Source organism: Methylobacterium sp. JK268 (assembly GCF_054052225.1).
On sequence record NZ_JBSVZN010000015.1, the window covers coordinates 186,501 to 204,876 of the forward strand.

Here is an 18,376-nt window from a genome sequence, read left to right on the forward strand (position 1 = left end):
CTCTGCTGCGCCGCAGCGACGCGGGCAGGCCCGAGTTAGGCGGCGCCCGCCCGGATGACAACCGCCCGCGCGGCGTTCATCCGATGATCTCCATCCGGTCGACGTCCACGAGGCCGCGATCCGTGATCTTGAGGTGCGGGATCACCGGGAGCGGCAGGAAAGCGACCTGCAGGAAGGGCTCCGGCAGGGTGCAGCCCAGCGCCCGGGCGGCCTCGCGCAGGGGGTGGAGCGCCGCCCGCACGGCCTCGAACGGCAGGTCGCTCATCAGCCCGGCGATGGGCAGGGCGAGTTCCGCCCGCACGACTCCGCCCTCGACCACCACGAAGCCGCCCTGGATCGCGATCAGCCGGTCGATCGCCTCCGCCATGTCGGCCTCGTTGGCGCCGACGACGCAGAGGTTGTGGCTGTCATGCCCCACCGAGGAGGCGATGGCGCCGCGCCGCAGCCCGAAGCCCTGCACGAAGCCGCAGGCCATGCCGGGGCTGCCGTGGCGAGCGATCACCGCGACCTTCACCACGTCCTGCGACAGGTCGCAGGCCGCCTCTGCGCCGCGGGTCGGGAGCGTGAGGCGCCGGTGCTCGGTGATGATGCGGCCCGGCACAACGCCGATCACCGGGGTCTCGCCGGGAGCGGCCGGCACCCGGAAGGCCTCCGCCGCGACCGGCGCCGCCTTGACGCTCCCGTAGCCCGGGGGCGGCGTGCGCGCGCCCGCGGCCGCGAGCGCCTCCTCGGCGGGACGGCCGCCCGCGATCACCCGTGCGACCGCGCAGGATTCGAGGTCGTCGAGGAGCACGATGTCGGCCCGGCGGCCCGGGGCGATCATGCCGCGGTCGGTGAGGCCGAAGGCCGCGGCGGCGCTGAGCGAGGCCGCCCGGTAGGCGGCGAGCGGCGGCGCGCCGAGGGCGATCGCCGTGCGGATGATGTGGTCGAGATGCCCTTCCTCGGCGATGTCGAGGGGATTGCGGTCGTCGGTGCAGAAGGCGAGGAAGGGCGCCGTCGCGACGGTGAGGAGCGGCGCGAGCGCGGCCAGGTCCTTCGAGACGGAGCCCTCGCGGATCAGGACCGTCATGCCCTTGCGGATCTTCTCCAGCGCCTCCGCGGCCGAGGTCGCCTCGTGGTCCGTGCGGATGCCCGCGGCCAGGTAGGCGTTGAGGTCCGATCCCGCGAGGAGCGGCGCGTGGCCGTCGACGTGCCGGCCGGCATAGAGGGCGAGCTTGGCGAGGCAGGCGGGATCGGCCTGGACCACGCCCGGGAAATTCATGAACTCGGCGAGCCCGATCGAGCGGGGGTGGTCGCGGTAGGGGAGGAGGTCCGCCGCCGCGATCCGGGCGCCGGCGCTCTCGAGGTCCGTCGCCGGCACGCAGGAGGAGAGCTGGACGCGGATGTCCATCACCGTCTCGCCCGCGGCGGCGAGCGCGTAGTCGAAGGCGGCCGTGCCGAGCACGTTGGCGAGTTCGTGCGGGTCCCAGACCGCCGTGGTGACGCCGTGGGGCAGGACGCAGCGGTCGAATTCGTGGGGCGTGATCAGGGAGGATTCGATGTGCAGATGCGTGTCGATGAAGCCCGGCACCGCGATCCGGCCCTCGGCCTCGATCACCCGCGCACCCTGGTAGGTGCCGTAGGTGCCGACGATCGTGTCGCCGCAGACCGCGATGTCGGTCTCCGCGAGGTCGCCGGTGACGAGGTCGAGGAGCCGCGCGCCGCGGATCACGAGGTCGGCCGGCGCGCGTCCGGCCCCTTGGGCGATCCGGCGGGCGATCTCGTCGGGCATGGGCGGCTCCTCGGCGGGTGATGCTGCAGGCCATCGTGGCAGAAATCGCGCCAGAGGCGGAGGGCGCGATTGACAGCGGGCCGGGTCCGCTCGCAGCTTTGCTGCCGCGGGGGCAGGAGTTTGCCGACGATGCCGGGTCGATCCGCCGGACCGTTCGCCGCGCTCGCGGCCGCTGCGATGACGGCGTTGCCCGCATGGGCGGCCTCCGAGCGCTGGGAGGCGACGAGCCGGACGGCGATGAGCATCACCGGCGATATCGAGTTCTCGGACGAGCGGATCACCTTCCAGAACGGGAAGGCCCTGGCCCCCGTCCCGCAGTTCCTCGTGATGGACGTCAGGATCGCCGGCTGGAAACAGGCCGTCTTCGTCTACCGGGTCGTCGAGCCTGAGGATCCGGAACTGCTCGGCGGCAACCGGCTCTGCGGGTCCGGACCGCCCGTGACTTTCCTGGCTGTCTCGAAGCCGGTCGTGCAAGATGGCGCGCGGCGGCGCCTCGCGGTGTTCACCGGCGACGCGGAGCCCCTCGACTTTGGCGCCGCCTGCGCGGAGTACCTTTACGATCCGGGTGCCGGACGCTGAGCCCGGATCTGCCCGGGGCGGTTCCGTCCCCCCTCTGCCGGTGAGAGGATCGGCATCCGACCATGACGCAGGATCCCCTCTCCCGAGCGGGCTTGCGGATTCACATAATGCGAAAAATGCAAACACGGCAGATACTTGCGTCGACGCACGACGGTTCCCGGGTGGGGCGCGGGGAACCCCTCTCCCGTGCGGGAGAGGGGCAGGGGTGAGGGTCCAGGTGGTTCCGCAAGTATTCTGAAGTGTCCCGCTGCCAGCACGACCGTCTTCGCTTGATGACGGCACGGTCCGGGACCCTCACCCCTACCCCTCTCCCGCACGGGAGAGGGGATCCCGCGGGTCTCCTCGGTTCCGTTCAAGTGACTGCGGAAGAAAGGCTTTTTCATGCCAATAGGCGAAGTGTGAACACGTTAGCCCGAGTGGGGGAGGGGTAGGGGCGATCGAAGATCGCGCAGGGTGGCTCGGCTTCAGCAGGAAGACTGAACCGTTGAGCTGCCAGCGGCATGGTTCAGAGTTCTTGCTGAAGCGTCCGTCCCTCACCCCCGGCCCCTCTCCCATTCGGGAGACGGGAGAAGCGCCTCATTCTCCCTGTACAGCCGTGCCGCGGTGGCTGGGGGGGCCGGGCGGCGCGGATCCCCAGCCCTCCCCTAATCCCCCATCACCCCGCGTCGTCCTGCGCCATGAGCACCGTCGGGCGCGGCATCGCGATGATGTTGAAGCCGGAATCCACGAAGTGGATCTCCCCCGTCACCCCGCTCGACAGGTCCGACAGGAGGTAGAGGGCGGCCCCGCCGATCTCCTCGATCGTGGCGTTGCGGCGCAGGGGCGCGTGGGCGCGCTGGTGGTTGTACATCAGGCGGGCATCCGCGATGCCCGCGCCCGCGAGCGTACGCACCGGCCCCGCCGAGATCGCGTTGACCCGGATCCCGTCCGCGCCGAGATCGGCCGCGAGGTAGCGCACCGAGGCTTCGAGGGCGGCCTTGGCGAGGCCCATGACGTTGTAGTTCGGCATCACGCGGGTCGCGCCGCCGAAGGTGAGGGTGAGGAGCGCGCCGCCCGGCCGCATCTGGCGCGCCGCGCGCTGTGCCAGCTCGGTGAAGGAGAAGCAGGAGATCACCATCGTGCGGGAGAAGTTCTCCCGGGTGGTGGCGTCGACGTAGCGGCCCTTGAGCTGGTTCTTGTCCGAGTAGCCGATGGCGTGGACCAGGAAGTCGAAGCCCTCGGGCCAGTGATCCGCGAGCGACGCGAAGACTGCGTCGACGCTGGCGAGATCCTCCACGTCGCAGGGGAGCACGAGCCCCGAGCCCAGGGACTGCGCCAGCGGCGTCACCCGGCGCCCCAGCGCCTCGCCCTGGTAGGTGAAGGCGAGATCCGCGCCCTGTCCCGCGAGAGCCTTGGCGATGCCCCAGGCGATGGAATGGTCGTTCGCGACCCCCAGCACGAGGCCGCGCTTGCCTGCCATCAAACCCGTCACACCCGCACTCCCGGTTGGTGGATTAAGGATCGTCCCGTCAGGCGTCGGCGTGCTTGAGGACGAGCGTCGCGTTGGTGCCGCCGAAGCCGAAGGAGTTCGACAGCACGTAGCCGAGCTTCGCGTCGTCCACGCGACGGCGCAGGATCGGCATGTCCGCGAAGGCCGGATCGATCTCGTCGATATGGGCGCTCTCGCAGATGAAGCCGTTGTTCATCATCAGGAGCGAGTAGATCGCCTCCTGCACGCCGGTGGCGCCGAGCGAGTGGCCGGTGAGGGACTTGGTCGCGGCGATCGGCGGGCAGGATTCGCCAGTGCCGAACACCTCGCGGATCGCCTCGATCTCCTTCTCGTCGCCGACCGGCGTCGAGGTGGCGTGCGGGTTGATGTAGTCGATCTTGACGCCCTTCAGGTCCGCGAGGGCCTGGCGCATGCAGCGCACCGCGCCCTCGCCCGAGGGGGCCACCATGTCGTGCCCGTCGGAGGTGGCGCCGTAGCCGGCGATCTCGCCGTAGATGCGCGCGCCGCGGGCGCGGGCGTGCTCCAGCTCCTCCAGCACGAGGACGCCCGCGCCCCCGGCGATCACGAAGCCGTCGCGGCCCGCATCGTAGGCGCGGGAGGCCCGGGCCGGCGTCTCGTTGTACTTCGCCGACATCGCGCCCATCGCGTCGAACAGGACGGACAGCGTCCAGTCCAGTTCCTCGCAACCGCCCGCGAAGATGATGTCCTGGCGCCCGGCCTGGATGATCTCGGCGGCGTTGCCGATGCAGTGGTTGGAGGTCGCGCAGGCGGACGAGATCGAGTAGTTCACGCCCTTGATCTTGAACCACGTCGCGAGCGTGGCCGAGGCGGTCGAGGACATGGCCTTGGGCACCGCGAAGGGCCCGACGCGCTTCGGTCCCTTGGCGCGGGCGACGTCCGCCGCCTCCACGATGGCGTGGGTGGAGGGACCGCCCGAACCCATGATGATGCCGGTGCGGTCGTGCGAGATCTCCCGCTCCTCCAGGCCGGCGTCGCGGATCGCCTGTTCCATCGCCACGTGGTTCCAGGCGGTGCCGCCGCCGTGGAAGCGCATGGCGCGGCGGTCGACCACGCTCTCGGCGTCGAGGGTGGGGGCGCCCTGCACCTGGCAGCGGAAGCCGTGCGCCGCGAAGGGCTCGGCGCGGGAGATGCCCGAGCGCGCCTCGCGCAGCGAGGCCAGCACCTCCTGGGTGGAATTGCCGATGGACGAGACGATGCCCATCCCGGTGATCGCGACGCGCCTCATGACGATCGCTGTCCTCCTGCGCGGCGTGGGAAGCGCCGTCTCGCTGTCACGTAGGACCGTGCCGGCCCGATCTCAACTCTTCTCGGGCTCGGCGCCTCAGCCGCCCACGGGCGTCGCCGCCTGGAACAGCCCGACCCGCAGGTCCTGCGCGTCGTAGACGCGCTCGCCATCGGCCTCCAGCCAGCCGTCGGCGATGCCGAGGACGAGCCGGCCCTGGCGCACCCGCTTCAGGTCGACGCCGTAGACCACCTTCTTGACGCTCGGCAGCACCTGTCCGGCGAGCTTGACCTCGCCGACCCCGAGCGCCCGGCCGCGGCCGGCCGAGCCGAGCCAGCCGAGGTAGAAACCGACCATCTGCCACAGGGCGTCGAGGCCGAGGCAGCCCGGCATCACCGGGTCGCCCTGGAAGTGGCAGGGGAAGAACCAGAGGTCCGGGCGCACGTCGAGCTCGGCCCTGACGTGACCCTTGCCGTGGGCGCCGCCCTCCCGTCCGATCGAGGTGATCCGGTCGAACATCAGCATCGGCGGCAGCGGGAGCTGCGCATTGCCGGCGCCGAACATCTCACCGCGGCCGCAGGCGAGCAGATCCTCGTAGGAGAACTGCGAGGGCCGGTTCGGGGCGTCGGTGGCGTGCGGTTCGGCGGACATGGAGGCGGGGCGATCCTGGCGTCGGGTGGCGGGGGGCGGGCACGGGCCCGTCCGGAAGGCGCGCCCTGTAGCATAGGGCAGTCCTGCCATCAAAGCCGCCCCTTTTCGGGCATACGGCCGCGTGAACTATAACATTTCTGATCTAGGCCCCCGCCGCCCGGTTCGGGTTGCGGCTGCGACGCCCAGTCCCTATAACCGGGGGGCAACGATCGCTCGCACGAAACGCTGATTGTCTGGCCGATGAACGACCTGTCGCCCCTGCACGCCGTGTTGTCCGCCCGCGCCCCGGCCCTCTCGGCCGATGCCGCGGCGGCCCAGCGGCGCGGTTGCCCGCTCTCGGAGCTGCGCGACCGGCTGCGCCGCGCGGGCCTGCGTCCGACGCGTCAGCGCCTGTCCCTCGGCTGGCTGCTGTTCGGCAAGGGCGACCGGCACCTGACCGCCGAGATGCTCTACGACGAGGCGATGCGGGCGAAGGTCCCGGTGTCGCTGGCCACGGTCTACAACACGCTCCACCAGTTCACCGAGGCCGGCCTGCTGCGCCAGCTCGCCCTCGACGGGTCGAAGGCCTATTTCGACACCAACCCGAGCGAGCACCACCACTTCTTCCTGGAGGAGGAGGGCCAGGTGCTCGACATGCCCGATTGCGGCATCACCGTCGACTCGCTGCCCCAGCCTCCCGAGGGCATGGAAATCGCGGGCGTCGAGGTGATCGTGCGTCTGCGCCGCCGAGGCTGACGACCCGGTCGGGTCGCTGGAGGAGCCGCTCTCGCGGGGGGGCGGCTTTTTCATTGGGGGTCGGAGCGCCCGGTCGGCGCGGGATGGACCGTCCCATCACCCCTCGACCGCCCAGTAGGCCCGAGCAGGAGGTGGGAGCGCCGCCAGAACGCGGTCGAGCCCGTCGCGGCCGACATGGTCCGCGAGCAGCTTGCCAACAGTCGCGATGGCGTCGTCCGGCGCGACGTTGTGATCGGTGCGGACGTCCCCCACCTCCCGTGCGAGACTCTTGCGATCCCCGAAAGGCGGGACGGCCGCGTCCGGGTCCCAGTCTGAGACGAAGATCGCCCGCAGCACCGGCGGGAGCACGGCGGCAAAGAGCAGCGCGTCGCGCAGGGCGAGGTGGCTGCGGAAGACCAGGAGAACGGCTCTGACGATCGCGTAGGATCGGTGCGTGGTGCCGCAACCGAGCGCGTCGCGCGCGGCGATCAGGAAGCGCTCGAAATCGCGTGAGGCGTCCAGGTACTCGCGAGGAACGGTCATGGGCGGTTCCTGTCCATGCCCGTCCGCTACTCCACCTTCTCGTTCGGGTAGACGCCCCAGAGGCGGTCCTGGCGCATGTAGCCGTCGACGTCCCCGCGCTTCTGGGGCAGCGCGACGATCAGGCGGCACCACGTTCCGCCGCAGGACTTGATGCTGCCGATGACGCCGGGCTGAAGCTGGGCCACGATCCCGCCCCCGCCCTCCCGCTCGGCGTAGAGGGGCACCGTCTCGGCCTTGTCCTTGGGAGCTAGCACCACGGCGGTGCGCCGGCCCGACAGCAGCGAGTGCAGCACCCAGCCCTCGGTCCCCTCCGAATCCCGGATCCGCCGCCAGTTCTCGAACTCCGCGACGATCTCCACCGGGAGCCCCGCCCGCTGGAACACCCACAGGGTGCGGTGGTCCTTGGACGGCCCCTCGCGCAGGTTCACCCGGTCGGTCTTCAGGCTCACGTAGCGCGGCACCGGAAGGTTGCTGCTCTTGCCGAGCGTCGCCTCCGGCCCCTTGTCAGGGGCCGGCGCCGCCGGGGCCGGCTCGGCGGCGAGGCACAGCCCCGCGGCGAGGGACGCGATCAGGAAGGCACCGGCGCGCGGAAAGGGCATCGGGTCTCGCCTCGGTCGTCGGTTTCGGACGGCATCCCGGGTTGCGCGGGGCGGCGGCCAGGGCCGCGGGCGACGCGTCGAGAGCCCGGGTTTGTCATCCCCAGGTGTGGCCGAAAGACGGTTAAGAGAGCGTAGCGCTGCGGCCAGACGTCCCGTCTCCCGGTTCTTCGCCTGCGGTAGGGCTTCCCGGGGGGCGGCGCCATCGCCTATCGTGACGCGCGATCAGGCCCGCACAAGGGCCGCTGGCCCGCAGGTCCGGGCCGGGCAGGGGAGGGTTCCGTGTCGTCGTTGAAGCGCAAGCCGCTCGTGGTCGTGACCCGGCGCCTGCCGGACGTGGTGGAGACGCGCATGCGCGAACTCTTCGACACCCGGCTCAATCACGACGACAAGCCCCTGTCGTCGGAGGCCCTCGCCCAGGCGGCCCGGGACGCGGACGTCCTCGTCCCGACCGTGACGGACGAGATCGATTCCTCGGTCCTGGCCCAGGCCGGGCCGAACCTCCGGCTGATCGCCAATTTCGGCAACGGCGTCGACCACATCGACGTCGACACGGCGCTCCAGCGCGGCATCACGGTCACCAACACGCCGGGCGTGCTGACCGAGGACACCGCCGACATGACGATGGCCCTGATCCTGGCGGTCGCCCGCCGGGTCACCGAGGGCGCCCGCATCATCCCGGAGGATGCCTGGACCACCGGCTGGTCCCCGACCTGGATGCTCGGCCGGCGCATCACCGGCAAGCGGCTCGGCATCGTCGGCATGGGACGGATCGGCCAGGCCCTGGCGCGCCGGGCCAAGGCCTTCGGGCTGTCGATCCACTACCACAACCGCCGCCGGGTCGCCGCGCGCACCGAGGCGGAGCTGGAGGCGACGTACTGGGAATCCCTCGACCAGATGCTGGCGCGGGTCGACATCGTGTCGGTGAACTGCCCGCACACGCCCGCCACCTACCACCTGCTCTCGGCCCGGCGCCTGAAGCTCCTCAAGCCCGAGGCCGTGGTGGTGAACACCGCCCGCGGCGAGATCATCGACGAGACCGCGCTCGCCCGGCTGATCGAGGTCGGGGACATCGCCGGGGCGGGCCTCGACGTGTTCGAGCAGGAGCCGGCGGTGAGCCCGCGCCTCGTCAAACTCGCGAAGTCCGGCAAGGTCGTGCTGCTGCCGCACATGGGCTCGGCGACGCAGGAGAGCCGCGTCGACATGGGCGAGAAGGTCATCATCAACATCAAGACCTTCCTCGACGGGCACCGCCCGCCGGACCGCGTCCTGCCGAGCATGCTCTGATACGCCCTCCGCTTTGATCAAAGCGGAGGGCGTATCACCAAGCCCGCGCGGCGCCTGAGCGAAGCCCAAATCCGCCATTCCGAAGGAATCAAGCGGATTTGGTATGACCGGAAGTCCCGTCAGGCGAGCGCCGCCGCGATCCCTGCGGCGGCGCGCTCGCCCTCCTCGTAGGCGCCGCCCGCCGTGCCCCATTGCAGGCGCGAGAGGGCTTCGCCGGCAAACCAGATCCGCTCGCCCACCGGGGCCTTGAGGGTCTCGCGGGCGCCGGCATGGCCCGGCGGCACCACCGCCCAGGAGCCCCGCGACCAGGGATCGTGGCGCCACTCGCTGACGGCCGGGACGGCGAGGTCGCGCAGGCCCCGCGACCCGACGGAGTCCGCGAGCACCGCGCGGACGAGGCGGCGCGCGCCGTCCGGGCCGAGGCGGGCGGCGTCGAGCGCGTCCGCGAGGGGCCGGTCGAGCTCGAAATAGTGGAAGGCCGTGCCGTCGACCCGGGTGAGAAGGCCCGGCGGCTCCCGTCGGACGCCCGTGAGGCCGGCGAGCCGGTCGCGGCCGCGGAACGGCGCCGAGGGCCAGTGCAGCACCACGTGCTCGTAGATGCCCGTCAGGAAGCCGTCGATCGCGTGCCGCGTCGCCTCCGGCAGGGCCGGGGTGAAGCGCAGGGCGTCCTGGTCCCGCAGCACCATCACCGGGGCGGTGACGAGGCAGGCGCGCGCCCGAAGGCGGCCGAGCGCCCCGGCATCGACGGCGACCCCGGGTCCCGACCAGTCGATCCCCCGCACCGCCGCGCCGAGCGCGATCGGCAGGCCGCGCGCGAGGCGGGCGAGGTAGGCGCCGTAGCCGCCCGCGATGAAGACGTTGTCGCCGTACTCCATGCTCGGGAAATCGTGCAGGCTGACCTCGTCGAGGGGCCGGCCCGAGACGAGGCCGTGCACGAGGGCCACCCGTCGGCCCCAGGGGCCGAGCCCGGGCGGCAGGGCGGTGGCCGCCGGCCTGTCCGGCCCGCCGAGGGCGGCCCCGACCGTCATCGCCCGGTCGGCCACCGCGAAGGCGCGTCCGTAGGCGGCCTCCTCCGCCGGGCGGCCCGGCCGCCGGCCGACCCGCAGGTGGCTCTCCTGCGCGGCGCGGCGCAGGGGTTCGCCCCGCGCCCGGCCCAGCGTCACGAGCGGGTTGATCGGCCCGGCATGCAGCCAGTGGGCGCCGAGATCGACCGGGTGACCGCGCAAAGCCGTCGTGAAGGTGCGCCCGCCGACACGGTCGCGCGCCTCCAGCACGGCGACGGACAGGCCCCGCGCCCGCAGGGCGCGCGCCGCCGCAATGCCGGCCGCCCCGGCCCCGACCACGACTACGTCGGGATCGTGCGGCAGCGGGGCGAGCGGCGGGACGCCGTGCGGGCGGAACCGCGCGTGGTCGGGCGCGCCGTGGACCAGCATTCACACCTCCTCGACGGTCCCGTTACGGAAGCGGACGGACCCGCCACGCCACCAACGCGGAGCCCGCCGCCGGGATCGGCTCCAGCCAGGACGGGGCGATCCGGCCGCGCGCGAGATCCGGGATGAACGGGGAGGGCGTGTCTTCCCCGTCGGCCGTCGCGCAGACGGCGATGTAGGCGGCGCGCTGCGCGCGCGCGACGCGACGCAAGGCCGCCTCGCCGCCGAACGCGTCGAGCGCCGCCGCGATCCCCGCGGGATCCCGGTGATAGGGCGCCGCGACCACCCCGTGCGCGGTGTGGAGGAGCAGGTACGGTCCGAGATCGACCGGCGCCAGGATCGTCCCGGGCGGCTCGGCGGCGAGGGCGGCCGCGGCCGCGCGGGTCGTGCAGGTCGGCCACCGCGGCGCGCCCGCGGCGTCCGCCGCCCGGTCGGCCAACGCGGGCGCGGGCGGCATCAGCAGGCCGGGCAGCGCCCCGGCCAGGACCCAAACCTTCCCGATCAGGCCGAGCCCCGCCGCCAGGACGGCGAACCGCGCCGCCGGCCTCTCGGCCGGGTCGTTCAGGGCAGCGAGGGCGCGGTCGAGGAGGAGGCCGGCGACCAGCGGCACGAAGCCGGAGGCGACGTAGAGGCCGCGGAACTGCACGGCTCCGATCGCCGCGCCGATTCCCAGGCTCCCGGCGAGGACGCCGAAGGCGGGACGCAGCCCGGCGGGCGCGCGCCGGGCCAGGAGGGCCGCGGCGATCGCCCCGAGCAGTTCCGGCATGAAGGCGGACAGAACGGGCCCGGGCGCCTTGGGCAGGCTGCGCCAGAGCGGCAGCATCTCGCTGACCTCGTCGAGCCAAGCGCGCCGCACGGCCTCCGGCATCCCCGCGAAGGGACCCTGCAGGCAGGCGGGAGCGATGAGCGCGAAGCCGCCCGCGATGAGGATGCCGCCCAGGGCCGCGAGCGCGAGCCGCCCGGCCCGGCCCGGGAGGAAGTTGCTCGCCGCGCGGGCCGCGGCGGCGGTCGCGGCCGCGCCGGCGGCGCACCACAGCCAGGGCGGCGAGAGCGCGTCGCAGGCCGGCACCAGCCAGAGCGCGGGTGCCGTCTGGAGGCCGAACAGGCCGGCGCCCGCGAGCGCCAGCGCTCCGGCGAAACCGAGGAAGGGCCCGAGCGCCGCCTCGCCCGCGAGGATCCACCGCCCCACCAGGGCGAGGCCCGCCCCGGCGATGAAGGGCAGCGTCTCGAGCCCGACCGCCAGCGAGAACGCCGCGAGCGCGCCCGCGACGGCGCCGTCGCGGGCGTCGGGACGCGGCCGCATCAGCCGCAGGGCGAGACCGAGGATCGCGCAGATCTGCACGCCGTGATGATCGATGCGGCCCGGGGCGAAGAGTTCGGTGACGAGGGCGGTCTGGGTGGCGACGAACAGGGCGAGGAGGGCGGCGCGCTCGCCGAACAGGGACCGTGCCCCGCGCAGCAGCAGGAGCGCGTAGAGGCCGAACAGCAGGGGCGGCCAGGCGGCGACGGCGAGGGCCTCGGCGTGCTCGGGCCCGACGAGGCCGCGCAGGGCCAGGATCAGGCCGGCGATCGGCAGGTCCACCAGCCGCGACCAGTGCATCGACGCGCCGCCGGGCGGCAGCAGGCGGTGCTGGGAGACGTCGAACCAGGACTGGCCGGCGAGGAAATCCCTCACCTCGACGAGCCGCATCGCGTCGTCCGTGTCCGGGAGGCGAAGCTCCTGCACGACCGGCAGCACGGTCCGCAGGCCGAAGGCGCCGGCGATCCCGACCGCCACCAAGCCCCACAGCACCGGTCGGCTCGCGAGGAGCGAGGGGCGCCCGGTGCCGGCCGGAGCGGAGAGGAGGGCGGTGCGGGACATCGGCGGATCCGGAGCGGCTGCCCGTCGGGATCGCACGCGAGCCCTTACCCCCCGGTTACGGGGGGCGCGGTGAGAGATCTGTTTACCCTTCCATCGTTAATGTCCGGCCGACGCGCCTGCCCCCCACCGCACCCTGCGGGCGCCACCGGAGCCGCCCCCGATGAGTCTGCACACGGAGACGCTGGTCATCGGCGCCGGGCCGGCGGGTCTGACCGCCGCCTACCTGCTGGCGAAGGCGGGCCGGGACGTCACCGTGCTGGAGCGCGACCCGGAGCGCGTCGGCGGCATCAGCCGCACCGTCGACTACAAGGGCTACCTGTTCGACATCGGCGGCCACCGCTTCTTCTCGAAGTCGAAGGAGGTCGTCGATCTCTGGGACGAGATCCTGCCGGACGATTTCATCGAGCGGCCGCGCCTGTCGCGCATCTACTACAAGGGCCGCTACTACGCCTATCCGCTTAAGGCGTTCGAGGCCCTGCGCAATCTCGGCCTGTGGCAGAGCGCGGCCTGCGTCGCCTCCTACCTGTACGCCCGCGCGCGGCCGGTCGAGGACCCGAAGAGCTTCCACGACTGGGTGCGCAACCAGTTCGGCGAGCGCCTGTTCTCGATCTTCTTCAAGACCTACACCGAGAAGGTGTGGGGCCTGTCCTGCGACGCGATCTCAGCCGATTGGGCCGCCCAGCGCATCAAGGGGCTCGACCTCGGCTCGGCGATCCGCGACGCGCTGGTGCGCTCGCTCGGCCTGCGCGGCAAGCCGAAGGCCGGCGAGCCGGTGATCAAGACCCTGATCGAATCCTTCCGCTACCCGCGCCGCGGCCCCGGCATGATGTGGGACGCGGCGGCGGCCTCCGTGCGCGAGCGGGGCGGGCGGGTGCTCCTCGACCGGGGCGTCGAGAGCCTGTCCTTCGACCAGGGCACCGGTCTGTGGACGGTCGGCGCCCGCCGCCAGGACGGCAGCCGCGAGACCTACACGGCGCGCAACCTCGTCTCCTCGGCGGCGATCCAGGATCTCGTCCGCGCCCTCCGGCCGACGCCGATCAGCACCTTCCACGCCCGCGCGCTCGGCTACCGCGACTTCATCACGGTGGCGCTGATCGCCCGCGGCGCCGAGGACTTCCCGGACAATTGGATCTACATCCACGACCCGAGCGTGAAGGTCGGACGGGTGCAGAACTTCCGCTCCTGGTCGCCCGAGATGGTGCCGGACCCGGCCTATACCTGCCTCGGCCTCGAATACTTCTGCTTCGAGGGCGACGGGCTGTGGACGGCGCCGGACGAGGACCTGGTGGCGCTCGCCACGCGCGAGATCGCGCAGATCGGCCTGATCCGGGCCGAGGACGTGGTGGATGCCTGCGTGGTGCGCCAGCCCAAGGCCTATCCGGTCTACGACGAGGCCTATCGCGACAACGTGGCGGCGGTCCGCCGCGACCTGGAGACGAGCTACCCGAGCCTCCACCTCGTCGGCCGCAACGGGATGCACAAGTACAACAACCAGGACCACGCCATGATGACCGCCATGCTCACGGTGCGGAACATCCTGGCGGGCCAGCGGCTCTACGACGTCTGGAGCGTGAACGAGGACGCGGAATACGCGGAGGCCGGGATCTCCGGCGCCCGCGAGGCGCTGCAGAGCGAGCGGCTGGTGCCGCGGAAGGTGGCCTGAGCGGGAGGCTCACGGCCCGCACCGGATCTGAAGCAGCGCGTCGAGGTCGGGCGGGCCGCCCGGCAGGAGCAGGCGCCAGGCCGGCGCGGTCGCGGCCACGAGCCCGGCCGCCAGGACGAGCCAGGGCAGGGCGGGCCGGAGCCGGTGCGGCCTCATCGCGCCGCCTCCGCGGCGGGCGGCCGGCGCAGGAGCAGCGCACCCGCTGCCAGCATCGCGCCGCCCCAGGCCAGGAAGCCGACATCCCAGGCCGGCCAGAACGCCCGGTCCACCGTCTCGTTGACGTGGTGCACGCCCAGGATCTGGTGGTCGATCACGCCCTCCACGAGGTTGAACAGGCCCCAGCCGGCCAGCAGGGCCCCGACCATCCGGGACCCCGACCAGAGCAGGCGGTCGCGATGCGCCCGCCGCCAGAGCAGGAACAGCCCGAGCACGACGAAGACGTAGGTCGTGCTGTGGAAGAGCCCGTCCCAGAGGGTGTTGCGCTCGAGGTTGGCGAGCGAGGTGATCGGATACCAGCTGCTGAGCATGTGGTGCCATTGCAGCACCTGATGCAGCACGATCCCGTCGAAGAAGCCACCGAGCCCGAGGCCGAACAGAAGGCCGGCGGCGACCGGGAAGGGCGGCTCCGGGAGCGTGTCCGGCATGAGGCCCTCCGGGGCGCGTGGTCCTGGGTGAACCCCCGCATCGGGACAAGCGTTCCGGCACCGATCATGGCCCCGTCAGGGGGGCCGGACGCGCCCACGCGGGCCTCAGAACCCCGCGTAGCGCCCCGGCCTGTGGTTCAGCGCCAGGACGAGGTTGAGGACGACCGCCCCGAACACCGAGAGCGCCACAATCCGCGGATCGAGCACCGCGAAGGCGAGCGCGACCACCGCGCAGTCGAGCGCCATCTGCACCTTGCCGGCGCTCCAGCCGCGGCTGGCCTGGAGATAGATCGCGAGGATTCCGAACCCCCCGAGACTCGACCGGTGGCGCACCAGCACCAGCAGGCCGACCCCGACGAGCAGGCCGCCCATCCCCGCCGCGAAGACCGGATCGAGCATGCCGAGCGCCATCAGCTTCGGCAGCAGCATCGCCTCGCTGGCCAGCGCCACGACCGCCACGAAGGTGCGCACCGCGAAGGCAGGGCCGACCGCCAGATAGGCGAAGACGTAGAACGGCACGTTGACGAGGAAGAAGACGATGCCGAGCGGCTGGCCGGTCGCGTAGTGGATCAGGAGCGACAATCCGGCGGTCCCACCCGTGGCGAGCCCGCCGCGTTGCAGGAAGTGGAATCCGAGCGCCACCAGCGCCGTGCCAGTGATGCCGGCGAAGAGATCGTCCCAGGCGCCGTGCCGCAGCGGCTCCGCGCCGGCGTCCCGAACCTGCGCAAGCCCGTGAGCCGATGCGTCTGACATCAGGCAACGCTCCTCGTTCTGCCCCGACGATAGGTTTCGCTGCACCGCAGCACAAGCCGTGCCGAGCGGCCAGGGGCCCTTCGGTGAGAACCCCCGGGGCAGGCGGTGCCGTCGGCCGGGCTTCCGCTGTCGCACCGGCGGCTCGGCCGGTCCCGCACCTACGCCCGCCGGAGCTTCACAGCGTCTTCTCATTTGACTAAGGAGCGCCCACGCGTCCCGCACAGGATCACCGCCATGCCCGACCCCGTCGGCCCGACCCAGCCCGCCTCGCAGCTCGTGACCGTGTTCGGCGGCTCGGGCTTCCTGGGACGCCACGTGGTGCGCGCCCTCGCCAAGCGCGGCTACCGCATCCGCGTCGCGGTGCGCCGGCCCGACCTCGCGCAGTTCCTGCAGCCCCTGGGCCGCGTCGGCCAGATCGTGGCCGTCCAGGCGAATCTGCGCGATGCCGCCTCGATCACCCGCGCGGTCGAGCATGCGGACGTGGTGGTCAACCTCGTGGGCATCCTGCAGGAGAGCGGGAACCAGGGCTTCCAGCGTCTCCAGTCCGAGGGGGCGGGCGCGGTCGCCCGCGCGGCGGCGGCGATCGGCGCCCGGATGGTGCAGGTCTCGGCCATCGGGGCCGATGCCGGATCGCCCTCCGCCTATGCCCGCACCAAGGCGGAGGGCGAGGCCAAGGTCCTGGCCGCCCGGCCGGACGCCGTGATCGTGCGGCCCTCCGTCGTCTTCGGGCAGGGCGACACCTTCTTCAACCGCTTTGCCGAGCTCGCCCGTTTCCTCCCGGTCCTGCCGCTCGCGGGCGCCGAGACGCGGATGCAGCCGGTCTTCGTCGGCGACGTGGCCGAGGTGATCGCGCGCGCCGTGGACGGTGCGGCGAAGCCCGGCACGATCTACGAACTCGGCGGCCCCGAGATCCTGACGCTGCGGCAGCTCGTCGAGTACACGCTCGAGGTCACGATGCGCCGCCGTCTCATTCTGCCGATCCCGGCCCCGGTGGCCCGCCTGCAGGCGCGGGCGCTGGAGATCGCCGACGCCCTCACCCTCGGACTGCTGCCCGACAGCCTCAAGCTCACCCGCGATCAGGTGATCCTGCTGCAGCGCGACAACGTGGTGTCGGAGGCCGCGAAGGCCGAGGGACGCACCTTCGAGGCTTTCGGCATCGTGCCGACCGCGATCGAGGCGGTGGTCCCGGGCTATCTCTGGCGGTTCCGCAAGGCGGGCCAGTTCGCCCGCGGCCGGGGCACGCCCGGCATGGCGGCGGTGCCGGACCTTCTCGCGCCGCAGCCGATGGGCGAGCATTCGGCCCATCATCCCGAACTGGCGGGCGGACCCGCGATCGGCCAGAAGGCGGCGGGCGCCGGCCAAGCCCCGGGCATGCCGCCCCACTGAGCCGTCAGCGGATCGGCCGCCGCGCGTCCGGCGCCACGAGCAACCGCTCCCGGCTGAGGCCCTTGTGGACGTGGACCATGAGGGCGATGCCGAAGAGCGGCGTGAGCAGGTTCAGCACCGGCACCACCATCAGGCCGGCGAGCAGCGCGCCCGCCGCCAGCACCGTCGCGGAATGGTGGCGCCGCATGGCCTTGGCCTCGGAGAGCGGTCGGAACCGGGCCGCTGCCAGCTCGAAATACTCGCGCCCGAGCAGGTAGGTGTTGGCGCCGAAGAAGGCGATCAGGTTCACGCCCGGCACGAAGAACAGGGCGAGCGCCACGAGGTTCACGAGGAGCGCCAGCCCGGCGAAGCGCAACGCGTAGAGGAGCGCCTGACCAAGCGCCATGGCGCGGCCCGGCACCTCGTCGGGGAAATCCGTGCGCTCGACCACGTCGGCGGCGTCGTCCACGAAGTAGCCGGCCACCAGGATCGAGACCGCCGGCAGGATGTAGGCCAGGGCCACGAACAGCCCCGCCCCGGCGAGGAAGTAGGCGAACGAGTTGACGATCGGGTACTGGGCCGAGATCGGGTGGCCGATCAGGACGGTGTCGATCAGCCGCGTCAGGGCGAACCACGTGAGCAGCAGGAGCCCGACGGTCAGCCCGAGGGACTTCCACAGGATGCGCCGCAGGGGCGGCGAGAGCACCTGCCGCAGGGCCGCGGCGGCGGCGGAGAACAGCATCGGGACCTCGTGGCCGGGGAGAGCCGCGACCCGGGGACCCGGTCCGCGCCTCGCGGGTTGATGGGGCAGCCGCGACAGCGGCGCTGCGAGGCAGGAGATACGCATGGACATCGCCGTCGAGAAGGTCTGCGAATTGATCCTTCGGGTGAGGGCCCTCGACGTGAAGGAAGGGCCGACCGACGTGGATTCGGGCTCGAACCCGATCGACGACGGCGCCCGCGATGTCCTGATGGAGGATCCGGACGATTCCACCGAGGAGGAATTGCGCGAGGTGATCGCTGGCCTGAACGACGACGAGCGGGCGGAGCTGGTGGCCCTGCTCTATGTCGGGCGGGGCGACATGGAGCCCGAGGAGTTTCCCGACGCGGTTCGCCTCGCCCGCGAGCGCGAGGCGGCCGGCACGGACCCGGCGAACTACCTGCTCGGCATCCCGAATCTCGGCGACCTGCTCGCCGAGGGGCTGGAGGGGATGGGGCTGCGCTGCGACGAGTGAGGGCGCGCCCGAGTCCTGACCCCTTGGCGGGCCAACGCGTGCACACAGCCATCGAAAAACCGTTACGCAACAATCGCTTGTTCAAGCGCCCGACGGGGTGAGCGCGGCGCGGGGAACCCCCTCTCCCGTGCGGGCTCAAACAGTCACACGTCGCCGGATGAAGCGCGGGTTTCTCATCTCCCCGCGTGCGGGGAGAGGGCTGCGGACCCCTTGTCGGGTCCGCAGCGAGCCCCGCAGGGCGAGGGTGAGGGGGCGGTTCCGGAAGAGCCTCATCCTGCGCCGCCCCCTTGTATCTGGAAGCCGGCCCTTTTGGATGATGTGATGAGGGCTGCGCGGGGACCGGCGGCCGCCGGTCCCCGCGCGTGGCGGACGGCTCCCGCGCCCCCTCTGGCTGCAACCGCTGGTGAGCTTTGGGACCGTCGCCACTGTCACGCACGACCGGACAGTCGCCTGATCGCCCATCGCACGCACAAGGCAGGTTACCGTGACCCAGATCATCTGTGGAGTGGACGTCGCCGCAAAGACCCTCGACGTCCGCATCGTTCCGGGTGG

General features: G+C 72.3%; 18 protein-coding genes. 6 read left to right on the forward strand and 12 right to left on the reverse strand.

All coding sequences use genetic code 11. The features are described from left to right. Positions 1 to 76: 76 nt before the first annotated feature. Positions 77 to 1,771: an adenine deaminase gene (ade, locus tag ACW9J6_RS18355; protein ID WP_457117937.1), complete on the reverse strand. Its 1,695-nt coding sequence runs from the start codon at positions 1,769 to 1,771 to the stop codon at positions 77 to 79. Between the two features lie 129 nt (positions 1,772 to 1,900). On the opposite strand from ade, the gene ACW9J6_RS18360 reads away from it, so the two are divergent. Then, positions 1,901 to 2,350, forward strand: coding sequence for a hypothetical protein (locus ACW9J6_RS18360; protein WP_457117938.1), 450 nt, complete (start codon positions 1,901 to 1,903; stop codon positions 2,348 to 2,350). 655 nt (positions 2,351 to 3,005) lie between these two features. Here the strand turns inward: ACW9J6_RS18360 and fabI are convergent. From fabI to fabA, 3 genes are all read right to left on the reverse strand, one after another. Next, complete coding sequence (gene fabI / locus ACW9J6_RS18365) at positions 3,006 to 3,821, reverse strand: enoyl-ACP reductase FabI (protein WP_457117939.1); 816 nt, start codon at positions 3,819 to 3,821, stop codon at positions 3,006 to 3,008. Between the two features lie 37 nt (positions 3,822 to 3,858). Continuing rightward, positions 3,859 to 5,085: a beta-ketoacyl-ACP synthase I gene (gene fabB, locus ACW9J6_RS18370; protein WP_457117940.1), complete on the reverse strand. Its 1,227-nt coding sequence runs from the start codon at positions 5,083 to 5,085 to the stop codon at positions 3,859 to 3,861. 96 nt (positions 5,086 to 5,181) lie between these two features. Beyond that, entirely contained in the window at positions 5,182 to 5,733 is a 552-nt protein-coding gene (gene fabA / locus ACW9J6_RS18375) for a 3-hydroxyacyl-[acyl-carrier-protein] dehydratase FabA (RefSeq protein ID WP_457117941.1), read from the reverse strand. Positions 5,734 to 5,973: 240 nt separating this feature from the next. On the opposite strand from fabA, the gene irrA reads away from it, so the two are divergent. After that, positions 5,974 to 6,468 (forward strand): iron response transcriptional regulator IrrA, encoded by a 495-nt coding sequence (gene irrA / locus ACW9J6_RS18380; RefSeq protein WP_457117942.1) that lies wholly within the window; start codon positions 5,974 to 5,976, stop codon positions 6,466 to 6,468. A 96-nt stretch (positions 6,469 to 6,564) separates the two neighbouring features. Here irrA and ACW9J6_RS18385 read toward each other — a convergent pair whose 3' ends face one another. Next, positions 6,565 to 6,990 carry a DUF2267 domain-containing protein gene (locus ACW9J6_RS18385; RefSeq protein ID WP_457117943.1) on the reverse strand — a complete coding sequence of 142 codons (426 nt, stop codon included), beginning with the start codon at positions 6,988 to 6,990 and terminating at the stop codon, positions 6,565 to 6,567. Positions 6,991 to 7,016: 26 nt separating this feature from the next. Beyond that, the gene (locus ACW9J6_RS18390; RefSeq protein WP_457117944.1) at positions 7,017 to 7,589 is read right to left on the reverse strand and encodes an SH3 domain-containing protein; all 573 of its coding nucleotides are present in this window, start codon (positions 7,587 to 7,589) and stop codon (positions 7,017 to 7,019) included. 279 nt (positions 7,590 to 7,868) lie between these two features. Here ACW9J6_RS18390 and ACW9J6_RS18395 point away from each other — a divergent pair, with 279 nt between their 5' ends. Further along, positions 7,869 to 8,873, forward strand: coding sequence for a 2-hydroxyacid dehydrogenase (locus ACW9J6_RS18395; protein ID WP_457117945.1), 1,005 nt, complete (start codon positions 7,869 to 7,871; stop codon positions 8,871 to 8,873). A 119-nt stretch (positions 8,874 to 8,992) separates the two neighbouring features. Here ACW9J6_RS18395 and ACW9J6_RS18400 read toward each other — a convergent pair whose 3' ends face one another. Together ACW9J6_RS18400 and ACW9J6_RS18405 are read right to left on the reverse strand one after the other, a co-directional pair. Beyond that, positions 8,993 to 10,306, reverse strand: a complete 1,314-nt coding sequence (locus ACW9J6_RS18400) for a flavin monoamine oxidase family protein (RefSeq protein WP_457117946.1) — start codon at positions 10,304 to 10,306, stop codon at positions 8,993 to 8,995. Positions 10,307 to 10,328: 22 nt separating this feature from the next. Then, a complete protein-coding gene (locus ACW9J6_RS18405) occupies positions 10,329 to 12,164 on the reverse strand; it encodes a hypothetical protein (protein ID WP_457117947.1) in 1,836 nt (611 codons plus the stop codon). A gap of 160 nt (positions 12,165 to 12,324) precedes the next feature. Here ACW9J6_RS18405 and ACW9J6_RS18410 point away from each other — a divergent pair, with 160 nt between their 5' ends. Continuing rightward, positions 12,325 to 13,827: an NAD(P)/FAD-dependent oxidoreductase gene (locus ACW9J6_RS18410; RefSeq protein ID WP_457117948.1), complete on the forward strand. Its 1,503-nt coding sequence runs from the start codon at positions 12,325 to 12,327 to the stop codon at positions 13,825 to 13,827. Positions 13,828 to 13,836: 9 nt separating this feature from the next. On the opposite strand, the gene ACW9J6_RS18415 is transcribed toward ACW9J6_RS18410, so the two are convergent. The 3 genes from ACW9J6_RS18415 to ACW9J6_RS18425 form a co-directional block, all read right to left on the reverse strand. Then, positions 13,837 to 13,983 carry a hypothetical protein gene (locus tag ACW9J6_RS18415; protein ID WP_457117949.1) on the reverse strand — a complete coding sequence of 49 codons (147 nt, stop codon included), beginning with the start codon at positions 13,981 to 13,983 and terminating at the stop codon, positions 13,837 to 13,839. Beyond that, positions 13,980 to 14,471, reverse strand: coding sequence for a DUF2243 domain-containing protein (locus ACW9J6_RS18420; protein WP_457117950.1), 492 nt, complete (start codon positions 14,469 to 14,471; stop codon positions 13,980 to 13,982). The genes ACW9J6_RS18415 and ACW9J6_RS18420 overlap by 4 nt, the downstream gene beginning before the upstream one ends. A 105-nt stretch (positions 14,472 to 14,576) precedes the next feature. Then, on the reverse strand, positions 14,577 to 15,224 hold the full coding sequence (locus ACW9J6_RS18425; protein ID WP_457117951.1) for a YitT family protein: 648 nt from the start codon (positions 15,222 to 15,224) through the stop codon (positions 14,577 to 14,579). A 234-nt stretch (positions 15,225 to 15,458) separates the two neighbouring features. Between ACW9J6_RS18425 and ACW9J6_RS18430 the strand changes: the two genes are divergently transcribed. Beyond that, positions 15,459 to 16,610, forward strand: coding sequence for a complex I NDUFA9 subunit family protein (locus ACW9J6_RS18430; RefSeq protein ID WP_457117952.1), 1,152 nt, complete (start codon positions 15,459 to 15,461; stop codon positions 16,608 to 16,610). Between the two features lie 4 nt (positions 16,611 to 16,614). Here ACW9J6_RS18430 and ACW9J6_RS18435 read toward each other — a convergent pair whose 3' ends face one another. Beyond that, on the reverse strand, positions 16,615 to 17,331 hold the full coding sequence (locus ACW9J6_RS18435; RefSeq protein WP_457117953.1) for a sulfate transporter family protein: 717 nt from the start codon (positions 17,329 to 17,331) through the stop codon (positions 16,615 to 16,617). Between the two features lie 103 nt (positions 17,332 to 17,434). Between ACW9J6_RS18435 and ACW9J6_RS18440 the strand changes: the two genes are divergently transcribed. After that, complete coding sequence (locus tag ACW9J6_RS18440) at positions 17,435 to 17,824, forward strand: DUF3775 domain-containing protein (RefSeq protein ID WP_457117954.1); 390 nt, start codon at positions 17,435 to 17,437, stop codon at positions 17,822 to 17,824. Positions 17,825 to 18,376: the final 552 nt, after the last annotated feature.

Excerpts from the sequence above, each read along its gene's own strand:
- ade (WP_457117937.1), bottom strand. The coding sequence starts at position 1,771 with ATGCCCGACGAGATCGCCCGCCGGATCGCCCAAGGGGCCGGACGCGCG.
- ACW9J6_RS18360 (WP_457117938.1), top strand. The coding sequence starts at position 1,901 with ATGCCGGGTCGATCCGCCGGACCGTTCGCCGCGCTCGCGGCCGCTGCG.
- fabB (WP_457117940.1), bottom strand. The coding sequence starts at position 5,085 with ATGAGGCGCGTCGCGATCACCGGGATGGGCATCGTCTCGTCCATCGGC.
- fabA (WP_457117941.1), bottom strand. The coding sequence starts at position 5,733 with ATGTCCGCCGAACCGCACGCCACCGACGCCCCGAACCGGCCCTCGCAG.
- irrA (WP_457117942.1), top strand. The coding sequence starts at position 5,974 with ATGAACGACCTGTCGCCCCTGCACGCCGTGTTGTCCGCCCGCGCCCCG.
- ACW9J6_RS18385 (WP_457117943.1), bottom strand. The coding sequence starts at position 6,990 with ATGACCGTTCCTCGCGAGTACCTGGACGCCTCACGCGATTTCGAGCGC.
- ACW9J6_RS18390 (WP_457117944.1), bottom strand. The coding sequence starts at position 7,589 with ATGCCCTTTCCGCGCGCCGGTGCCTTCCTGATCGCGTCCCTCGCCGCG.
- ACW9J6_RS18400 (WP_457117946.1), bottom strand. The coding sequence starts at position 10,306 with ATGCTGGTCCACGGCGCGCCCGACCACGCGCGGTTCCGCCCGCACGGC.
- ACW9J6_RS18405 (WP_457117947.1), bottom strand. The coding sequence starts at position 12,164 with ATGTCCCGCACCGCCCTCCTCTCCGCTCCGGCCGGCACCGGGCGCCCC.
- ACW9J6_RS18410 (WP_457117948.1), top strand. The coding sequence starts at position 12,325 with ATGAGTCTGCACACGGAGACGCTGGTCATCGGCGCCGGGCCGGCGGGT.
- ACW9J6_RS18415 (WP_457117949.1), bottom strand. The coding sequence starts at position 13,983 with ATGAGGCCGCACCGGCTCCGGCCCGCCCTGCCCTGGCTCGTCCTGGCG.
- ACW9J6_RS18420 (WP_457117950.1), bottom strand. The coding sequence starts at position 14,471 with ATGCCGGACACGCTCCCGGAGCCGCCCTTCCCGGTCGCCGCCGGCCTT.
- ACW9J6_RS18425 (WP_457117951.1), bottom strand. The coding sequence starts at position 15,224 with ATGTCAGACGCATCGGCTCACGGGCTTGCGCAGGTTCGGGACGCCGGC.
- ACW9J6_RS18430 (WP_457117952.1), top strand. The coding sequence starts at position 15,459 with ATGCCCGACCCCGTCGGCCCGACCCAGCCCGCCTCGCAGCTCGTGACC.
- ACW9J6_RS18435 (WP_457117953.1), bottom strand. The coding sequence starts at position 17,331 with ATGCTGTTCTCCGCCGCCGCCGCGGCCCTGCGGCAGGTGCTCTCGCCG.
- ACW9J6_RS18440 (WP_457117954.1), top strand. The coding sequence starts at position 17,435 with ATGGACATCGCCGTCGAGAAGGTCTGCGAATTGATCCTTCGGGTGAGG.